Below are 19323 nucleotides of genomic sequence, written 5' to 3'. Positions count from 1 at the left end.
TGATGCGCATATCAGGCATGTTCATCGCCGAATTTGGCCTCGGGCGCTTGATAAATGTCTACGAATGGGCGATCTGCTGCCTTGGGGGCACAGGGAAAAGAAAACTACGCATGTCCGAAAGCACCGAAATTCAAACGACCGACTTCGTCGATCTCGCCGCCGACATCGTCGCGGCGTATGTATCGAACAATCCAGTCCGGACCACCGATCTACCGGATCTGATCCGCAATGTGCACGCCGCGCTCAACGGCCTCGTCACCGGTGCCGCCCAGACCGCCGAGGAGGTTGCGCCCGAAAAGCCGACGCCCGCCCAGATCCGCAAATCCGTGATGCCGGACGGCATCATCAGCTTTCTCGACGGCAAGAGCTATAAGACGCTGAAGCGTCACCTCAGCAGCCACGGCCTTGATCCCCACAGCTACCGGCAGCGTTACGGCCTCCCGGCCGATTACCCGATGGTCGCCCCGTCCTACGCCGCCATGCGTTCGGAACTCGCGAAGTCAATCGGCCTCGGTCAGGTTGCGAACCGCAACGAAGACGAAGAAGTCCCGCCGAAGACCAAGGGCCGCAAACAGGCTGCTTAAGTCACCGCCTCGCGCCTTGTCGAGGTTACGCTCCCCCTTGACGGCGCGTGACCTCGGCGGTCGTTGCATCAACCCCGTGGCTGGGTATTCGACGGGTTCTAGAGCCAACGTTCATCGAGATCCGTCGCGTTCCGATCGGTGATCGGCTGGGTGTTGTCACCTTGCGCGAAGATTACGATATCGTTGGGACCGACGTCGCGCGTGGCGTAGAAGTCCCAGCGCCGGTGGATGATCCGGGGACCGCCGAAGAGACGGTACGCGTTCCAATAGCGATCATCGCGAAACCCCACATAGTGAACGCTTCGAGGGGCCTGTGCCGGTTCGTCAGGCATGGCTTTGTCTCGGGCGATGGAGAAGCGGCTGAGGTGAGGTTTTGCGTAAATCCCTCGGCATCGACGATCCTATCGTCCGGCCAGAGACGCGGGTTGGCCGGGAAGCGATAGGCGATTGCCCGTATCGATCAGGGTATCGCCCGAGATGCGGTAGATGCCCAAGTTCCGGTCGACGTAATTACAGACATAAACGTAATCTCTGGAGGGACTGAATGCGATACCCTGCGTGACGACGCCCGCTTCCGCCTGGGACGTCATCTGCACGCTCTGTGACGAGAGGGTCAGCAACGCGACAGCGCCAGTCGGCGTATAGCCCGGGCTTCCATGTGCTGCGCTCGACCCCCGGACGATCGAGACGGCGGCATGTCGGCCGTCCGGCGCGATCACCAGTGCTTCCGGCGTGTCGCCGATTCCCAGGTGATCGAGGACGACCGGGCGTCGACCATTGGCGCGAATGACACTGATGGTATCGGCGTGCCCGTCGCTTGGCTCCTGTCCGGTGTTCCCAGTGAGCGCGAGCGTTCCGTCGGGCGTCACATCGAGCCCGTAGACCCCTGCGCCAACTGGCATATCGTACTCCGGCTCATAGCGCACCGAAGTGCCATTGATCGACAGGACGCCAATACGCGCCGCTTTGTTCTTTGCGACGAAGGCGCGCCGTCCATTCGCAGCGAAGGCGACCGCCGCAGCTTCATCGCCCACATCGATCGTTGCGACCGGCCGAACCTTTGAGCCGAGGATTGAGAGCACGGTGACGCTGCGTCCCTCGCGATTGGCGATGAGCGCGAGATCGCCGGTCCTCGAAATGCTGATCCCGGAGGGTTGCTGTCCAACCTCGAGTGTCTCAATGAGGCGCGGTGGCGTCGCGGTCAGATCGATGACATGCAGGCGATTGTCCGCGTGAGCGTACCAAGCGGTACCGTCCTAGTGCATCAGCACCGAACTTGCGACCAAACCGAGACGCCCGTCCGGCGTGACCCGCAGGTTCGTCGGCGGTCCGTACACCGAGTTGTCGAGAGGGAGGGTATGGATCAAGCGAGGATGTGCCTCATCACTGGCGTCGATGATCCCAACGGCATCACTCCCGTTCGGTCCGTTGCGGCTGCCATCCGGCGCGAAGAACGTTTTGCCATCGAGGCCGACAAGCAGGAAGGCCGGTGCGTCTCCCGAGTCCAAAGCGCGTATCGGGCTAAGGGCGATCAGGAGTGCCATCCCGAGCGTGCGGACGTGAATGCGTGTCATGTCCTGCACATAGGGCAGCCGGATCGGGAATCCCGTTCGGTACATTCCGGAGCGATCGGCTTACCGGGCCCGCCGGCCGGCACGTTATCTAAACAAACGGAGTCCTGCGCCGAGAAGACCAAGGCCTGCAATGAGCAGCGTACCGCCAGCCCATTCCAAGGTACTCCGACGCCGCGGCGAGGCCTGGGCAGCGGCGGCCAGAGCAATACCTGCCAGCAGGAAACTTGCACTTACCGTGAACATCAAGAACCGCCTTCCTTGGGTGTTTGAGCTATTGCGGTCCTCATCGAAAGGTTGCCTGATCCTTCCAACGCCGCAGACACCTCCTTGTCTTTGAAATGAATTTGGAATGGCATACCCCATTTGGCGGATCGGCGAAGCTTTCGCACACAATAAAAATCTTCGCGAAAGCCGGATTCCCCTCGAAATTCGAGTTCATAATTGCCGAATGCTCTGCCATTCTTTGAAAAATATCTTTTTACAAATTACGCGTTTGAACATCGTCCTCTGAAAGCGCTCAGATTAATCAGTTTGATAGACTGACATCAGTTTCACCTTTCATCTTGGACTATGGGTTCGATGATAACTTAACTTACCTCCAGGCTGCTCGGTGAAGATTTGTTCGGTTGATCGTCTGTCGCGATGCTTCCGATTGGTGGGCCGTTTTAAAAATTTGGCGTCGGCAAGGAAAATGCCGGCCCAGACACAGGTTGTGTTCGGGGCAGATATTTCACGGGCGGACGACATGGTCCGTGGCAGCGAACTACCCTCTTGGTTCCCGTGATGCGAACGCCCGTCGCGCTTCTGGTGGACGACCTCCACGGTCAGTCCCGAGCCTCACTCCGCCGCGCCGCGGCCTACCGGTTCGTGCGCTCGCGTCCGAGGACCGTCGGCGGTCCCTCCCACCTTGAGCGGAATACAAAGCGAATCTGTCGCGTTACAGGCAAGTGACCGCGTTGCGATCAGCGTGTGCCGGGTACGACGCGTGTGGCCGAGCCAGTAAATCGCGAGGCCGCGAGGTCGTCGCCTGGGCTTCGGGCCGAGAAGCGGGTGGCGACGCCGGCTTGCGGCAAGACAATCGCGGTCGGCGCTCCGTCGAGCTTTGCCTTCGCGTTGGCAAGCCTCACCGGCGCCATCCGACTCGCGGGCTCGACATTCGCGGCAGCCGCCACGAAGAGAGCATGGAGCTGCGTTCGCGGATCGGCATTAGCTGGCACGAGGGCTGCACGGGGGGGTATCGACGGGGAGAGATTGGCCATGCCGGCAGTGCCGAGGCCGGCAAGCTGTACGACGGGCCGTGGGGGCGGTAGAGGCATCGTCAGGGCGGCGGTCACCGCTGCAAATTCCGCCGGACGACGGGGCGGCAGCGGCAGGGCCACAGAAGCGACCGTATCCGAGGGTGACGTTGCAGTTGTGGGCGTTTCGCTGGTCAGGAGGCTCTGGGCGTCACGGCCGTCGCGACGAAGAAAATTGCTTTTGAGGGCCTCATCCGCGGCGGGTGCCGCGTAGGCGAGCGCCGTGCGCGCACCGACCGGGTCCTCGGGATCGGCGCTGGCGACCACCACGGCTGCCGTCCTCGGGCGGGCTCGCTCCGACGCTTTCGTCGCTGCCTGCACGGGCGGTGCGGTATCTTGCGCGCGGCCGCCGCCGAAGAGGCTGGCAAAGAACCCCTTGATGCTCGGCCCGTCGTCCTCGTCCATTTGCGCCACCTCGGTGACCCCAAGAACGGTTCCACCGCGCGAGAGGATTTCGGAACGGGCCATTTCGTAGCCGGGCAGGGGGCGATTGTCCGAGGGCAGGTGAACGGTCTTTCCATCCGGAAATAGACGGACCAACTGATCGTGCGTCATACGCGGCCATGAGCGGACCGAGCCAACGTCGAGGTGCACGAAGGGGGAGCCTGAGCGGGGATACCAACCGACGCCGCCCCTCTGCATTCGCATGCCGATGGCCCGGATTTGGTCGATCGACACATCCGGCAGGTAGAAATCCATCGCCTTGCCGAGCATGTGCTGACTGTACTCGGCGACCATCTTGGATCGCCGGCGCAGCATCGCGTTGGTGCCGGGCGAGCGATAGGCAGAGACGACGTTGATCGGTTCCTGCGAACCTACCGACCGGTAGGCTTCCCAGACCGTGTCGAACAGGCGAGGGTCCATCTTGATCGGCTCATCAGATCGCCAGTCGCGCAAGAGCCAATTCAATTGCTCCAGAGCTGCCCTGTCGTAACGTCCGTCGCGCTTGAAGGTGACCGTCAGGCTTTCCTTTGTATGGGTGTGATAAATCGAAAGAGTCCGCGTATCACCGTTGGCGACGGCGTCCTGGGTGCCGCGGGTTCCACCCGCCAGAGCCAGACCGAAACTGGCACCGAAGACGGTCAGACGTCCGGCCCGCTTCCAAGAGCCGGGGCGATGGGTCGTCCGGCCGTTCCGCAGAAGCTTACCCACCGTGGTCTCACCCTCTACCCATTCGCGCGCGGAGCACGGATCATGGTGAACGCAAGGTTGCCGAAAACCGTAAACGTCCGGTTTACCGGGGCCTCGACACTTCGCCGCTCTACATTCAACGGCTAAGTCTGAACCGTGGCGAAATCGTGCCAGGGTGTGCGCGGGCGCACAGGGCAGATTTTGTTCCTAACGCCTCTGGGGCAAAGGTAGGCGCTCCCGCTGCACGAAGCGATTCCTCCACGCCCGCCCGTGTCCAAGGTGTACCAAAGCCTAGGTGCGGCGAACGCGATTTGGGCAGGAACGTGGACGAAGGGCTGATCGATGCGACGGCCGCGCGCCGATGTGTCGAGATCGTCACGGAGGGTTCGCCGCTTCGCCCCCTTGGTTCGCCAGGAGAGGACATCCCCATCCGTCGATATCAACCGCTGGAAAGCCAACGCAAAACGTCGTCGCGCGAGCCAACCCGCACCAAGCAACCGATCAATCGGCCTCGTTCGGACCCTCGGCAAACGATGGAGAAGTTTTCATGCCGCTTCAGCGGCGTCGGATTCAGAAATCGGATGGAGCGGGTACCGGGAATCGAACCCGGGTATTCAGCTTGGAAGGCTGCTGCTCTACCATTGAGCTACACCCGCATCGCCGACCTTTATAACAGGTCGCCAAGGCTAGAGACATCCCGGAGAGTTTCGGGATCTCGGTAAAGATTTGGTGGGGGAAGTAGGACTCGAACCTACGAAGCTTACGCAGCGGATTTACAGTCCGCCCCCTTTGCCGCTCGGGACATTCCCCCAAACCGACCGTCTTTCGACGGCGCGCCGTCCTTATGATGACCGCCCGGGCGGGAGTCAACCGCATCGCTCAATCGAAATATGCGAGATCGCAGATGCGCATTTGGGCACGCTCAGCGCCACGCCAGGTATCCACGGACAGCGTCCCAGCGACATGCACCTCTCGGCCGACGCTGGATAGGATTGCCTGTCCGAGAGGACCCTGTGCCGAACGGAATGCAATGGCGCCGATGGCCTGGCCATCCCGACTTCGCAGACGGGCTCGAACGTGCCCATGACCGACGACCGCGGCGTCCACGATGCGGTGTCGCGGCAGGACGAAGGTCGGCTCCGGGGCCGCGGATCCGAATGGGCCGGCCCGGTGAATCGTGCGCACGAGTTGGGCGGTGACACCGCCTGCGCTCATTGCGCCATCCACTTGAAGCGCTTCGACAGCGCGTGCCTCGGCAACGGTCTCGGACAGAACAGCCGTGAGGTGATCGCGAAAACCCGTAACGTTCGGACCAGGCAGCGTGACGCCCGCCGCCATAGCGTGGCCGCCACCCTTCAGGGCAACCCCTGCCTCGACCGCCGTGCGGACCGCGTGCCCTAAATCCACACCCACGATCGATCGACCCGAACCGGTTGCGGTGCCGTCCGGCCGGAGGGCGAAAGCGAAGGCCGGGCGGCCGAAGCGCTCCTTCAAGCGCGCCGCGATGAGCCCGACGACGCCGGGATGCCAGTCGGTGGACGCGACCACCAGCACCGGTTGCTCGGGATCGAGACTGAGCACGTGGTCCATCTCGGACTCGGCGGCGGCGACCGCTGTCGCCTCGATGACCTGACGTTCGCGATTAAGCCGATCGAGTTCCGCCGCAATCCGTGCAGCCTCGGCCGGGTCGGCCGTGGTGAGGAGGGTTGCCCCAAGAGCCGCATTCCCGATGCGTCCCCCGGCATTGATGCGCGGGCCGACAAGGTAGCCGAGGTGCCAGGCCTCTGGCGGCTCAGTCAAAGACGCAGCATCCAGAAGCGCTGCGAGACCAATGCGGCCGCGGCCGCGCATCACCTTAAGGCCTTGCACGACGAAGGCGCGATTCAGGCCAACCAGCGGGACGACATCCGCGACGGTGGCCAGGCCAACGAGGTCGAGCGACTCGGCGAGGTCAGGCAGCCGATCGACGAATTCCGGTTCTCGCCGAAGTCGCCGGTTTAGCGCAACGAGCGTAAGGAAGACGACCCCAGCTGCGCAGAGATGGCCGAGCCCCGACAAGTCGTCGAGGCGATTCGGGTTCACGAGCGCACGGGCCGGGGGCAGGTGCTCTGGGGCGCCATGATGGTCGAGGACGACGACATCGAGGCCGACTGCCGCTGCGGCCTCCAAGGGCGCGTGTCCGCTCGTGCCGCAATCGACGGTGATCAGCAGCGTAGCGCCGGCCTCCCGCAGAGCCTCGACGGCGGCGACGTTGGGGCCATAGCCTTCGCTGATTCGGTCAGGAATGTGGATTTGGACGGTCAGGCCGAGGCTACGCAGGTAGCCGGCCAGGAGCGAGGCGCTGGCTGCACCGTCGACATCGTAGTCGCCGAATACCGCCACTCGCTCGCCGGTCAGAACAGCGCGCGCGAGCCGCTCGGTAGCCGTCGCCATATCGACCAAGCAGTTCGGGTCCGGCATCAGGTCGCGCATTCGCGGCTGCAGATACGCCTCCGCTTCGGCCGGTCGGATGCCGCGCCCGGCCAGGACCCGGGCCAGCAACTCGGGCAGGGCATGCGCCTGCACCATCGTCGCCGCGTAAGCCTGTAGGGCCGGATCGGCGCAGCGGTCGCGCCAGGGCCGGCCGAGAACCGAGTGGGAGACGTCGAGGAACGCGCGAGGCGCGTCGAGGGCGAGGGCGGCTGACACGGGGGGATCATAGCGCCATCTGGGACGCAGGACTGCATCCCAAACGACAAAGGGGCCGGCGAACACGCGCCGGCCCCTCGAGGAAGGTCCCGCGGGTCAGCGCCCGCGGTCGCATCAGAGATTCTTGAGGATGTTGTCGACCACCTTCTTGGCGTCACCGAACAGCATCATGGTGTTATCGCGGAAGAACACCTCGTTCTCGACGCCGGCGTAACCTGAGCCCATGCCGCGCTTGATGAACAGGACGGTCTTGGCCTTCTCGACGTCCAGGATCGGCATGCCGTAGATCGGCGAGGCTTTGTCGGTCTTGGCCGCCGGGTTGGTGACGTCGTTGGCACCAATCACGAAGGCCACGTCGGCTTGCGGGAACTCGCCGTTGATGTCCTCCAGCTCGAAGACTTCGTCGTAGGGCACGTTCGCCTCGGCGAGCAGCACGTTCATGTGACCGGGCATGCGGCCGGCGACCGGGTGGATCGCGTACTTCACGTCCACACCTTCCTTCTTGAGCATATCGACCATCTCGCGAAGGCTGTGCTGGGCCTGGGCTACAGCCATGCCGTAGCCCGGCACGATGATGACGCGCTCGGCGTTCTTCATGATGTAGGCCGCGTCGTCGGCCGAGCCCTGCTTGACCGGACGGGTCTCGACAGCGCCACCGGCGCCGGTTGCTGCGGCGTCACCGCCGAAGCCACCGAGGATGACGGAGACGAACGAGCGGTTCATCGCCTTGCACATGATATAGGACAGGATCGCACCGGACGATCCGACCAGCGCACCCGTGATAATGAGCGCGAGGTTGCCCAGAGTGAAGCCGATACCAGCGGCGGCCCAGCCCGAGTAGGAGTTCAGCATCGAGACGACGACGGGCATGTCCGCGCCGCCGATCGGAATGATGAGCAGGCCGCCGAGCACGAAGGACAGCAGCACGATCAACCAGAAGATCGCCTTGCTCTCGTTGCCGATGAAGATTGCGATCAGCACCACAAGGGCGACGCCGAGGCCGATATTGATGAGGTGCCGCTGCGGCAGCATGATCGGCTTGCCGGACATACGGCCATCGAGCTTCAGGAACGCGATGACCGAGCCCGTGAAAGTGATTGCGCCGATGGCGACGCCGAGCGCCATTTCGAACAGCGATTCCTTGTGAATGTGGCCAGTCTCGAGGATTCCGACCGCCTGCGGCGCATAGAGCGTTGCCGCCGCGCCCATTACGGCCGCAAGGCCGACAAGGGAGTGGAAGGCGGCCACGAGCTGCGGCATCGCCGTCATCGGCACACGCTTGGCGATGATTGCGCCGGCACCGCCGCCGATGGCGAGGCCCAAGATGACAATGACCCAGGCGCCGAGCCCGGCTGGCGGATGGCCGACCAGGGTGGTGAGCATGGCGAGGCCCATGCCGATCATGCCGTACAGGTTGCCCTGTCGCGAAGTGGTCGGGTGCGAAAGCCCCCGCAGCGCCATGATGAACAGGACGCCGGAGACGATGTAGAGAAGGGATGAGACGTTCTGGGACATGTCTCAGGCCTTCTTCTTGTACATGCCGAGCATGCGCTGAGTGACGAGGAACCCGCCGAAGATGTTCACGCTGGCGAGGATGATGCCGACGAAGCCGAAGAAGCGGGCCCAGCCGGTGCCGTGCTCGACGTAAGGCACGCCGGCGGCGAGCAAGGCGCCGACGATGATGACCGACGAGATCGCGTTGGTGACGGACATCAGCGGCGTGTGCAGGGCCGGGGTGACTGACCAGACAACATAGTAGCCCACGAAGATTGCCAGGACGAAGATCGCGAGCTGGAAGACCGTCGGGTCGACGGCTCCGTGAGTCACGGCGCTGAGGCCGTGACCGAGGCCGTCGGCGTATTTCTGCGCCTGGAGCGCGTGCTGCTGCGCGATGTCAGCGGCAGTTCGGGCCGCGGCGGCGGCGGCGCGCGCCTGCTCGGCGGCCTGATCGGGGGGAAGCATAGCCATCGTATCCTCCGGCGGGATCAGGATTGGGGCTGGAACGAGGGGTGCGAGACCTGACCGTCGCGGGTCAGGTTGGTCGCCTTGACGAGTTCGTCGTCCCACTTCACCGCCAGGGCCTTGGACTCCTTGTCGACCAGGGTCTCGACGAAGGCGTAGAGGTTGCGGGCGTAGAGGCTGGAGGCCGTCGCCGCGAGGCGGCCGGCCACGTTGAGATGGCCGACGATCTTCACCCCCTTGTCGGTCACCACGACTTCGCCGGGCTTGGCGCCCTCGACGTTGCCGCCGCGCTCGACTGCGAGGTCGACCAGGACCGAGCCGGGCTTCATGGAGGCGACCATCGCCTCCGAGACAAGCTTCGGCGCCGGCCGGCCCGGAATCAGCGCCGTGGTAATGACGATGTCCTGTTTGGCGATGTGGGTGGTGACGAGGTCGGCCTGCTTCTTCTTGTACTCGGTCGACATCTCCTTGGCGTATCCGCCGGAAGTCTCGGCCTGCTTGAACTCCTCATCTTCGACCGCGACGAACTTGGCGCCGAGGGATTCGACCTGCTCCTTGGTGGCCGGGCGCACGTCGGTGGCGGTGACCACCGCGCCCATCCGGCGGGCCGTTGCGATAGCCTGGAGGCCGGCAACGCCGACGCCCATGACGAAGACGCGGGCGGCCGGTACGGTTCCGGCGGCGGTCATCATCATGGGCATGGCACGACCGTATTCGGACGCGCCGTCGACCACGGCGCGGTAACCCGCAAGGTTGGCCTGGGACGACAACACGTCCATCACCTGCGCGCGGGTGATGCGGGGCATCAGCTCCATAGCGAAGGCGTCGAGACCGGCCTCCGCCATGGCGCCGAGTTCGGCCTCGTGGCCGTACGGATCCATGATGGCGATGACCGTGGCGCCGCGCGGCAAGAGGGCGATCTCCTCGGCCGAGGGACGCCGGACCTTCAGAACAAGGTCTGCGGACCCGGCGGCCTCGGAGGCCGATCCGGCGATGGAAGCCCCGGCGGCCTCGTAATCGGCGTCCGGAACGCCGGCCTTCAGACCGGCACCAGACTGGACGGTTACGTCGGCCCCAAGGCCGATGAACTTTTTGACCGTCTCTGGCACCGCCGCGACCCGCGGCTCCGCGGGATCGGTTTCCGATAATACAGCGATGCGCATGCAGGAATGCTCCTTAAAGGACGGCCCGAAGGCGACCCGCAAATCAGTCAAGTTGTGGTTGGAGAGGGATCAGGCGAAAGCGAGGTAAAGCGCCAGCAGGATGCCGACCGCCAGGGGGGCCTTCCAGCCGATCGCGGGGGCGAGAGCACCGACCGCACCGGCGATACCGGAGAGGATCACACCGAAGATCGCCGTCAGCCAGGCCTCGCGGATACCGCCGACCGCCAGGGCCAGAACCCAACACAGCACGACACCGGTGCCGATCTCTACGAACCGAACGAAGCCGCGATAGGTCTGCTCGTGGGTCTTCTCATCCATCGCCGGGCTGTAATGCGCGCCGGACACGGTCTTGGTATCAGCCATCTTGTGGGCGTCCCCTTGGGCATCATCTTGATTTGTTCCAAGGGGATTTAGCGCAAGCCAAGGTCGCTCGCAATCGACATGCGCGCCCGGCAATCGCCTCGAACGGCTTTTTGTGGCCACGCTTTCAAGCCGGAGAAGCAAGTCCTGCCTTTGCCAATGCCTCGCCCTGTCGCCCTTCGAGATCCGCGAGGGAGAAACGGTCGATCTCGGCCTCGAACAACTGGTGATAGTTTAGCTCCGACCGGAGATGCAGGAAGACGGCGCCGAGGCCGACCGCCGCCCGGTCCATGAAGACGAATTCCTGCGGGATCGTAACCGGACCGCGTGCCTTCAGGGCCTGATGAACCTCGAAGGCTTGTCGGCGCCCATATTCGCCGGGCTTGACCCCGTCGGCCACGGTTCGCGTGCGATCTTCCAGGATCGGCCCATAGATAAAGCGCGCCCAGATATTCAGGATTTCGACGAGTTCCTTGTTGAGATTCTTGAACCCCCAGGTCTCGTAGGCATGAACGATGCGTGCGTTGTCGTTGGTGAGCAGGCCCCGATACAGGTCGACGACACCGCCGACGAAGCGTGGATGGAAGATGCGGACGCAGCCGTAGTCGAGCAGGTTGATCCCCCGCGCCTCGCCCCCTTCTGAGAAGACCGTGTAATTGCCAAGGTGTGGATCGCCGTGAATGACGGCGGCACGGCTGAACGGATGCCACCAGGCCTTGAACATCGACCGGGCCAGACGATTGCGGACGTCTACTGGACTCTCGGCGAAATCGAGGATGCGCTGCCCGTCGAGCCAGCCGAGCGTCAGGAGGCGCTTCGTCGAGAGATCCTTGTGGATGGCGGGCACGCGGACCGCATCGACGTCGCGAAGGACGTCGCCGTAGAGGACGGCATGCTTGGCCTCGCGCTCGTAGTCGAGTTCCTCGCGGACACGGGCACCGATTTCTTTTGCGATCTCGCGGGTATCGAGCCACGAGGACATCCGCCGATGCAAGGCGAATGCGACTTCAAGCTGTTTAAGGTCGGCCTCTACGGCCGATTGCATATCCGGGTACTGAAGCTTGCAAGCGAGGTGCGTGCCGTCGAGGGCCGTGGCGCGGTGAACCTGACCGAGGGAGGCCGCTGCCGCCGGCTTGAGGTCGAAGGCCCGGAATCGGGTCTGCCAATTGGCCCCCAGTTCGGCGATCATGCGTCGCTTGACGAAAGCGGCGCCCATCGGAGGCGCATCGGCCTGAAGCTTCTGAAGTTCGGTCGCGTAATCGGGTGGCAACAGGTCCGGCACCGTCGCCAAGAGCTGCGCCACCTTCATGATCGGGCCCTTCAAACCGCCAAGGGCCTGCGCGAGGGCTGCCGCATTGGTCGGAGCCTCCTTTCCGCCGAACAGCTTCGCGCCGGCCATGCGCGCCGCCACCCCGCCGACATTGGCACCGACGCGGGCATAGCGACTTGCGCGGGCGGAGAAGCGGTTGGCTTCACGATCGGTGTCGGCCATCGGGATCAATCAACTCGTCGGGAGAAACTTTCTTTGGAGATAAGCGCAGTGATCGATCACGCCAGGGCAGCGGGCTCATGGGTCGCGGCTCGATAGTCCAGTGCCGGACCGATCGTCGAGAATTGGGCGTGTCAGTCAGCTGACGTCACTCTCACCGGTGGCGAGCTCGCGAATTACCCTTACAGCTCCGGCATGTTTCACTTGGATCGCCCTTCGCGATGCCACGGGACGGGTTGGTCAGCCCGGGACGAGCGAGGCGCCGGGTCCACCGACGAACCACCCCCCGTTGTCCAGGACGAACAACGAGAGGCATCCTTCTTCCATCGCTCATATCGCTGAGCGCTTACGCAGCCTCCATCCCCTCCAACTCAGCGATCATGCCCTCGATCATCGACAGTCCGATCTGCCAGAAGCCAGGGTCGCGGGCGTCGAGGCCGAAGGGGCCCAGGAGTTCGCCGTAGGGCTTGGCACCGCCAGCGGACAGGAGGGCGAAGTAGCGCTCCACGAACCCGTCTTCCGCCTTGGCGTAGACGCCGTAGAGCGAGTTCACGAGGCAATCGCCGAAAGCATAGGCATAGACGTAGAACGGCGAATGGATGAAGTGAGGGATGTAGGCCCAGAACGGCTCGTAGCTCGCATCAAGCGCGATCGCCGGACCGAGGCTCTCGGCCTGCACCGACATCCAGAGGCCGTTGATTTGCTCGGCGGTCAGCTCGCCCTGTGCCCGGGCGAGGTGGACCTTCCGCTCGAAGGCGTAGAACGCGATCTGGCGCACGACCGTGTTGATCATGTCCTCCACCTTCGCCGCAAGCATGGCGCGGCGCTGGCTCGTGTTCGTGGTGGCGGCCAGGAGGCGGCGGAAGGTCAGCATCTCACCGAAGACGCTGGCAGTCTCGGCCAGGGTCAGAGGCGTAGGCGCCATCAGGGCGCCGTTCGGGGCGGCGAGGACCTGATGCACGCCGTGGCCGAGCTCGTGCGCCAGGGTCATCACGTCCCGCGGCTTGCCCTGGTAGTTGACCAAGACGTAGGGGTGGGCCGAGGGCACGGTCGGGTGCGCGAAGGCGCCGGGCGCCTTTCCGGGTCGAGTCGGAGCGTCGATCCAGTTGCGGTCGAAGAACGTCCGGGCGATGTCGGCCATCTGCGGAGAGAACGCCTGATAGGCGTCGAGGACAGTGTCACGCGCCTCGATCCACGGAATGGTGCGCTGATCGACCTTGGGGAGAGGAGCGTTTCGGTCCCAATAGGGCAGAGCCTCGACGCCGAACCACTTGGCCTTCAGGCGATAATAGCGGTGCGACAGCCGCGGATACGCGGCCTGGACGGCCTCCACCATCGCGGCGACCACCTCGGGCTCGACGCGATTCGAGAGATGACGCGCATCCGCGACGTCCTTGAAGCCACGCCAGCGGTCGGAAATTTCCTTGTCCTTGGCGAGAGTGTTGGTGATCAGCGTAAAGGTGCGCAGGTTCGCACGGAAGACTTCGCTGAGAGCGCCCGCAGCGTCCTGTCGAATGGCGCCATCCGGATCCTGAAGCTTGTTGAGGGTCGGCTCCAAGGTAAGCTGCTCACCCTGCACGGGGAAGCGGAGTGCCGCGATCGTACCGTCGAAGAGCCGATTCCAGGCCGAGCGCCCGGTGACGGACTTTTCAAGGAAAAGTTTCTCGGTGCGATCGTCGAGTTGGAACGGTTTCTCGCGCCGCAGGTCTTCCAGCCAAGGCGCGTAATGGTTGAGCGGCCCATCCGCCATGGCCCGATCCATCGCCTCGTCGGAGATGCGGTTCAGTTCGAGGGCAAAGAACAACAGATGGCTGGAGGCCGCCGTCAGCCGCTCCTGCGTGTCTCCGTAGAATTTTTCCCTGAGCTCATCGGTGGTGTCGCCGGAATAGACCAAGCCCGCGAAAGACATCAGGCGTCCGAGCAGATCTTCGATGCCTTCGTATGTCGCGACCGCCTCGGCTAGCTGGGCCGAGGCATCCGACGCGGCCGCCATCACGGCGAGGCGACCGGCGTAGCGCTCGGAGAACCGGGCACAATCCGCTTCGGCTCGGACCAGGTCAGCCGAGAAATCGGGAGAATCGATCCCAGCATACAGGTCGGTAAGGTCCCATTCCGGCAAAGCCCCCAGATCGGCCGCATGCGCGGCGGCTCTGGCAGCGCTGGCCCCCTCCGCATTCGCGACGATGCCCGAACGACTGGCAGTGGCGACGGCTCGGCTCGGCATGATGATCTGGTTCCCTCTCGGACCGGTCAGGTCCGTGCGCGGTGATATCGAGTGCAAAGGCCGTCCGATCAATCCGAGTCGATCAGAATCCTGCGGGTCGGGACGGTTTGTCAGCGGGTGTGAAGTGGGGGGCGTGCCGAACGCTCTACGCTCCGCAAAAGTCGGATCGTCGTTAAGCACGGCTTTACGCTCTTGGGGCACCCTGCGGTTCGAAACGAAACACGCCAGCGACGATGACGCCCGGAGGACCCTCGTGTCGCCGGATGCCGTCCGCTTGCGAACAGCGAGGCTGCCCCATGTCGACAACGGTCCTGATCGTCGACGATGATCCCGTGCAGCGCCGCCTCGCCGAAACGATGGTTCGGCGCCTCGGCTTCGAGGCGCGGGTGGCCGAGAGTGGCGAGCAGGGCCTCGAGGCGTTGCGCGCCGGCGATGCGATCGATGTGGTGCTTCTCGACCTCGTCATGCCCGGTGGCCTCGATGGACTGGGCGTCATGTCCGAGATGCGCAGAACTGGCCTCGACGTGCCGGTGATCGTTCAGACCTCGAACGGCTCGATCGATGCCGTTGTCACGGCGATGCGTGCGGGCGCCACGGATTTCGTGGTCAAGCCAGCCGGTGCCGAGCGTCTGCAGGTCTCGATCAAGAACGCTCTGAAGGTCGATCAGCTCGAGGAAGAGGTCCGCCGCATGCGCCGGCGCGCCTCAGGCGCGCTGAGCTTCAAGGATCTGACATCGCGGAGCCCGGATATGGAACGCGTGATCCGCCTCGCCGAGCGCTCGGCCAAATCGAACATCCCGGTGCTGATCGAAGGAGAGTCCGGCGTCGGCAAGGAGGTGCTGGCACGGGCGATCCAGGGGTCCGGCGATCGACGCGGCAAGGCCTTTGTCACCGTCAACTGTGGCGCGATCCCCGACAACCTCGTCGAGTCCACCCTGTTCGGCCACGAGAAGGGCGCCTTCACGGGCGCTACCGAGCGTCATGTTGGCAAGTTCGTCGAAGCCTCGGGTGGAACGCTTTTCCTCGACGAGATCGGCGAACTGCCCCTCGATGCACAGGTGAAGCTCCTGCGCGCTCTCCAGGAAGGTGAGGTCGATCCGGTGGGCGGAAAGCGCAGCGTACGGGTGGACATCCGTCTGATCTCGGCGACGAATCGCTCGCTCCTCGACTTGGTCAAGCAGGGCCGATTCCGCGAGGACCTGTATTATCGCCTGAACGTCTTCCCCATGACGCTGCCGCCGTTACGGGCTCGCCGCGAGGACATTCCTGATCTGGTGCGCTCCTTTTGCGCGCGCTTCGCGGCCGAAGAAGGCAAGAAGGTCAGAGCCATCACACCCGAGGCGATGGCGCTGGTAACCCGGTACGGCTGGCCGGGTAACGTCCGCCAACTGGAAAACGCTCTGTTCCGCGCGGTGGTGCTGGCGGATGGCGACGAACTCACGGTGTCCGAATTCCCGCAGATCGCCGCCCAGGTAGAAGGCTTCGACATCCGGATTCCCGCCGCACCGATCCAGCCGATGGTGCAGGGCGGCGCGCCGCAGCCCGTGAGGGAGATCGTCCGGGTGGAAGTGCGCGATCCGCATGCCATGAGTCTGGTCGCGGAAGAGACCGGCGAGATGAAGACGATGGACGGCTTGGAAGCGGAGATCATTCGCTTCGCACTCCAATTCTATCGCGGCCGAATGTCCGAGGTCTCACGCCGCCTCGGAATTGGCCGATCTACCCTTTACCGGAAACTCAAGGATCTTGGTCTCGCGGAACAGGACAAGGTCGACGAGGCTGCTGCCTGAGACCTCTCATCGGCGATCGTGCGATTGCGCACGCAGCCGCCTGGTCCGATTATCCTAATGCTATCGGCCGGTATGGTCGGTCCCGAGGAGTTGCCATCATGGGCGTTTTGCGCTCTGCCTCCGTCGCGCTGTCCGCACTGCTGGCGGGCTGCTCAGCCTATGGGGCCCAGGCCCAGGTTTCCGACATGCGGCAGCAAGAGGGTCGCGCATCCGACGCTCAGAACTCGCAGGCCCAGCCTTCACACGCACAGGCTCCGGATGCAGCCTCCGCGACCCTGGTTACGCGGAACGCCTCGGTCGATCCGGGCGCGCCCGAGGCAGCCAGGCCCGATCCGTCTGCCGATAGCGCGGGTCCGATTGCGGCGAGGGGACCGGACGCGAACGCGTCCATTCCGGGAACGCCTTCTGCGAGCGAAGCAACGGCACCGCCGCCCCTGCCGACCGACCCGCAGGCCGCTGCCATCGCCACCCGGCTTGCCGATCCGACACCGCTCCTCTCCCGGCTCTCGACGAAGGATCGCGAGGCCATTCAGGCGTTCTATGCGTTGGGTGCCTTCAAGCCGGTCTGGATCGTCGATGGAGCACTCACGCCTGCGGCAAAATCCGCGGCCGCCCGTCTGGCCTCCGCGGGGGAGGACGGTCTAGCGGCGTCCGCCTATCCTGTGCCGGTTCTTGGAACGCAGGGCGCCACCGAAGCGCAGATCGCGGATGCGGACCTGAAGCTCTCGGCCGCCGTCGTGCTCTATGCACGGGATGCGCGCGGTGGTCGCATCCATCTTGCCAACCTGTCTCGCTTGATCACGCCGGTCCTCGATTTGCCGGCACCGGATGCCGTCCTCGCCCGCATCGCATCCGGCGGCGCGTCGGCCGGTTCGCTGCTGCAGGGCTACAATCCGGCTCAGTCGGGCTACCTCTCCCTGAAGGCGCGCCTCGCGGTGTTGCGAGGTAACGGCCAGACTCCGTCCGCGGCCGGTGTGCATCTGCCGCCGGGGCCAGTGCTCAAGCTCGGCATGACGGACCCGCGCGTTCCGGCCCTGCGTAGGCGATTTGGACTCGAAACCCGGACGGCCGGCACCCTCGATGCCGGACCGGGCAATCCAGAATTCTACGATGCCGGCGTGGTCGCGGCCGTGACGGCGTTCCAGCGCGCGCGAGGTCTAGCCCCGAATGGCACATTGACCCTGCAAACAGTGTCCGCTCTTTCCCGGCCCGAGCCCGCAGCCCGCACCGACGACGCGGAGGCCGCGCTCATCGTGAACATGGAGCGCTGGCGCTGGTTGCCCTCCGACCTCGGCCGCGACTACGTCATGGTCAACATCCCGGAGTTCCGCCTACGGGTCGTCCGGGATGGGCGTCAGCGCGACGAAGCACGCGTGATCGTCGGCAAAACGGAATCGCCCACACCGATCTTCTCGGGGATGATGGAGTACGCCGTCGTCAATCCCTCTTGGAACGTCCCGCCTTCGATCCTGAAGAACGAGTTCCTGCCGGGTCTCGCCCGCGACCCGAACTACGCGGCCCGTCGGGGCTACGAAGTGGTCTACCGCAACGGCAACGTCTCGGTGCGTCAGCCGCCCGGGGAGCGCAACGCTCTTGGCTTCATCAAGTTTATGTTCCCGAACAACCACGCCGTCTATCTGCACGATACGCCGAACCGAACCCTCTTTTCCTCCGCTCACCGTGCCCTAAGCCATGGCTGTGTGCGCGTGGAGGATCCCTTCCGGTTCGCCGACGCAGTTTTGCCTGAAGCCTGGTCGAGTGAGCGCTTGAAGAAGCTGATCGGGAAGGGCGAGCGCCAGATCCGCCTGAGTGAAAAGCTGCCGGTACACCTCGCCTATTTCACGATGTCGGTGGACGAGGCCGGCACGGTGCGGACCCTACCCGACCTCTACGGGTACGACTCCCGTATGAAAATCGCCCTCGGCCTGAGCCCAGGAAACCTATTGGTTGCGCGCGGGGCGGACGGCAAAACCCTGGAAGCCCGGCGGTCGGCGCAGAAGAAGCCCGCGGTGACGGCGCGAACTGTGCCCGCCCTGACGGCGGCACCTAAACCCCTGGACGAAGGGCGGCGGTCGCGGATCCGGGAGGTGAATTCCGAAGGTCCCGCCTTGCGCGCCACGGCCGAACGCCCGCCCGCCGGTTTTGGCGAACCCGACCTATGGACCCCTCGACCCGGCCGGCCCCTAAACGGTTGGTGGTAGCACTGGACCTTGGCGCGACTGAGCGACCCAACTGAACGGATCGTCGGCGGAGGCTTCTTTCCCGCAAGTTTCGTGGATGGACGCAAGAAGGTTCGGGAAATCGAGCAACGTTCGGCCGATCTTCAGCATGAGCTGAGTGTACTTCTCCCTTCCCGAAAGTATCCGTTCGCTGTCGGCTCAGGACTGCCGACAGGCTCGAAAACGTGTTGAGGGATGCATTCAGATGTGCCCAATTAAGGGCGCAGGATCCGATTGCGCAACGACCTGCAGAATTAGCGGCGCAGCAACGTACCGGATTGCAAATGTCGACGTGTGTGCCGTATTGGCACGTCAGGATTTCGGAAAGGTCAGACCGATCCTGCGGATGTCGCCCATCACATGAGATGACGAGCATCGACCTGTCCCCCTGCGCCAATCCCGAAGGAACACGACACTCTAAAGTTGCGGTCGAGTCGGCCTGGTGGGTAAGCCTGAGCGATGAGTAGGCGCCCATAGACCCGTGGGGGGCACCGACCACGCATGACGCCGGGCTCTGCATGGCATGTGCAACCATCGGCTTTGTCACCCTGATGGGCCAGGCATTTGGCGGATCATCGACGTCAACATGCACTTCCCTAGCGAAGTACATGGGTCGGGAGCACGAATTTAAATATCGATGGCTACTTCAGATAGTACCATTTCAAATAACTGAAATATGTTTCGATATGCCGGCAAATATACTGCCAAACCTGTATTTTCATGCATGTCGCTGCCTTTGGTTTGTCATAATTCAAGGGTATGGTTTACAAGGAATTTGGCCTAATTCCTGCTATTGATGCTTTCCGTAGTCATTGTTCGCTGCAGGACGGGATGGACCTGGCCT

Annotated in this window: 14 protein-coding genes and 2 tRNA genes; 3 read left to right on the top strand and 13 right to left on the bottom strand. The window is 63.9% G+C overall.

The window, feature by feature from the left end; all coding sequences use genetic code 11:
- Positions 1–110: 110 nt before the first annotated feature.
- Positions 111–584, top strand: a complete 474-nt coding sequence (locus ASF20_RS08740) for a MucR family transcriptional regulator (protein ID WP_056219319.1) — start codon at positions 111–113, stop codon at positions 582–584.
- A gap of 98 nt (positions 585–682) precedes the next feature.
- On the opposite strand, the gene ASF20_RS08735 is transcribed toward ASF20_RS08740, so the two are convergent.
- From ASF20_RS08735 to ASF20_RS08680, 13 genes are all read right to left on the bottom strand, one after another.
- Positions 683–916, bottom strand: a complete 234-nt coding sequence (locus ASF20_RS08735; protein WP_056273021.1) for a hypothetical protein — start codon at positions 914–916, stop codon at positions 683–685.
- Positions 917–985: 69 nt separating this feature from the next.
- Positions 986–1666, bottom strand: a complete 681-nt coding sequence (locus ASF20_RS24905) for a hypothetical protein (RefSeq protein ID WP_244476361.1) — start codon at positions 1664–1666, stop codon at positions 986–988.
- 174 nt (positions 1667–1840) lie between these two features.
- Positions 1841–2203, bottom strand: a complete 363-nt coding sequence (locus ASF20_RS24900) for a hypothetical protein (protein ID WP_244476360.1) — start codon at positions 2201–2203, stop codon at positions 1841–1843.
- 917 nt (positions 2204–3120) lie between these two features.
- Entirely contained in the window at positions 3121–4539 is a 1419-nt protein-coding gene (locus tag ASF20_RS08725; RefSeq protein WP_056273741.1) for a DUF882 domain-containing protein, read from the bottom strand.
- A 627-nt stretch (positions 4540–5166) separates the two neighbouring features.
- Positions 5167–5240 (bottom strand) — tRNA-Gly (locus tag ASF20_RS08720).
- A gap of 71 nt (positions 5241–5311) precedes the next feature.
- Positions 5312–5395: transfer RNA gene (locus ASF20_RS08715), tRNA-Tyr, on the bottom strand.
- 68 nt (positions 5396–5463) lie between these two features.
- Entirely contained in the window at positions 5464–7272 is a 1809-nt protein-coding gene (recJ, locus tag ASF20_RS08710; protein WP_056273018.1) for a single-stranded-DNA-specific exonuclease RecJ, read from the bottom strand.
- Between the two features lie 114 nt (positions 7273–7386).
- Complete coding sequence (locus tag ASF20_RS08705) at positions 7387–8787, bottom strand: NAD(P)(+) transhydrogenase (Re/Si-specific) subunit beta (RefSeq protein WP_056273015.1); 1401 nt, start codon at positions 8785–8787, stop codon at positions 7387–7389.
- A 3-nt stretch (positions 8788–8790) separates the two neighbouring features.
- Positions 8791–9240, bottom strand: a complete 450-nt coding sequence (locus ASF20_RS08700; protein ID WP_056219337.1) for a proton-translocating transhydrogenase family protein — start codon at positions 9238–9240, stop codon at positions 8791–8793.
- Positions 9241–9257: 17 nt separating this feature from the next.
- Entirely contained in the window at positions 9258–10397 is a 1140-nt protein-coding gene (locus ASF20_RS08695; RefSeq protein ID WP_056219340.1) for a Re/Si-specific NAD(P)(+) transhydrogenase subunit alpha, read from the bottom strand.
- Between the two features lie 69 nt (positions 10398–10466).
- Complete coding sequence (locus ASF20_RS08690) at positions 10467–10760, bottom strand: aa3-type cytochrome c oxidase subunit IV (RefSeq protein WP_056219345.1); 294 nt, start codon at positions 10758–10760, stop codon at positions 10467–10469.
- A 124-nt stretch (positions 10761–10884) separates the two neighbouring features.
- Positions 10885–12249 carry an AarF/ABC1/UbiB kinase family protein gene (locus ASF20_RS08685; protein WP_056273010.1) on the bottom strand — a complete coding sequence of 455 codons (1365 nt, stop codon included), beginning with the start codon at positions 12247–12249 and terminating at the stop codon, positions 10885–10887.
- 343 nt (positions 12250–12592) lie between these two features.
- Positions 12593–14470, bottom strand: coding sequence for a M3 family oligoendopeptidase (locus ASF20_RS08680; protein WP_056273007.1), 1878 nt, complete (start codon positions 14468–14470; stop codon positions 12593–12595).
- 296 nt (positions 14471–14766) lie between these two features.
- On the opposite strand from ASF20_RS08680, the gene ASF20_RS08675 reads away from it, so the two are divergent.
- Both ASF20_RS08675 and ASF20_RS08670 read left to right on the top strand, forming a co-directional pair.
- A complete protein-coding gene (locus ASF20_RS08675) occupies positions 14767–16260 on the top strand; it encodes a sigma-54 dependent transcriptional regulator (RefSeq protein ID WP_056273003.1) in 1494 nt (497 codons plus the stop codon).
- Between the two features lie 98 nt (positions 16261–16358).
- Positions 16359–18461, top strand: coding sequence for a L,D-transpeptidase family protein (locus ASF20_RS08670; protein ID WP_056273000.1), 2103 nt, complete (start codon positions 16359–16361; stop codon positions 18459–18461).
- Positions 18462–19323: the final 862 nt, after the last annotated feature.

The organism is Methylobacterium sp. Leaf88 (assembly GCF_001422795.1).
Lineage (GTDB): Bacteria > Pseudomonadota > Alphaproteobacteria > Rhizobiales > Beijerinckiaceae > Methylobacterium.
Note: the sequence above shows the minus strand (reverse complement) of the source record. Positions and strands in the feature narration are given on the sequence as shown.

Excerpts from the sequence above, each read along its gene's own strand:
- ASF20_RS08740 (WP_056219319.1), top strand. The coding sequence starts at position 111 with ATGTCCGAAAGCACCGAAATTCAAACGACCGACTTCGTCGATCTCGCC.
- ASF20_RS08735 (WP_056273021.1), bottom strand. The coding sequence starts at position 916 with ATGCCTGACGAACCGGCACAGGCCCCTCGAAGCGTTCACTATGTGGGG.
- ASF20_RS24900 (WP_244476360.1), bottom strand. The coding sequence starts at position 2,203 with ATGTACCGAACGGGATTCCCGATCCGGCTGCCCTATGTGCAGGACATG.
- ASF20_RS08705 (WP_056273015.1), bottom strand. The coding sequence starts at position 8,787 with ATGTCCCAGAACGTCTCATCCCTTCTCTACATCGTCTCCGGCGTCCTG.
- ASF20_RS08700 (WP_056219337.1), bottom strand. The coding sequence starts at position 9,240 with ATGGCTATGCTTCCCCCCGATCAGGCCGCCGAGCAGGCGCGCGCCGCC.
- ASF20_RS08695 (WP_056219340.1), bottom strand. The coding sequence starts at position 10,397 with ATGCGCATCGCTGTATTATCGGAAACCGATCCCGCGGAGCCGCGGGTC.
- ASF20_RS08690 (WP_056219345.1), bottom strand. The coding sequence starts at position 10,760 with ATGGCTGATACCAAGACCGTGTCCGGCGCGCATTACAGCCCGGCGATG.
- ASF20_RS08685 (WP_056273010.1), bottom strand. The coding sequence starts at position 12,249 with ATGGCCGACACCGATCGTGAAGCCAACCGCTTCTCCGCCCGCGCAAGT.
- ASF20_RS08680 (WP_056273007.1), bottom strand. The coding sequence starts at position 14,470 with ATGCCGAGCCGAGCCGTCGCCACTGCCAGTCGTTCGGGCATCGTCGCG.
- ASF20_RS08675 (WP_056273003.1), top strand. The coding sequence starts at position 14,767 with ATGTCGACAACGGTCCTGATCGTCGACGATGATCCCGTGCAGCGCCGC.
- ASF20_RS08670 (WP_056273000.1), top strand. The coding sequence starts at position 16,359 with ATGGGCGTTTTGCGCTCTGCCTCCGTCGCGCTGTCCGCACTGCTGGCG.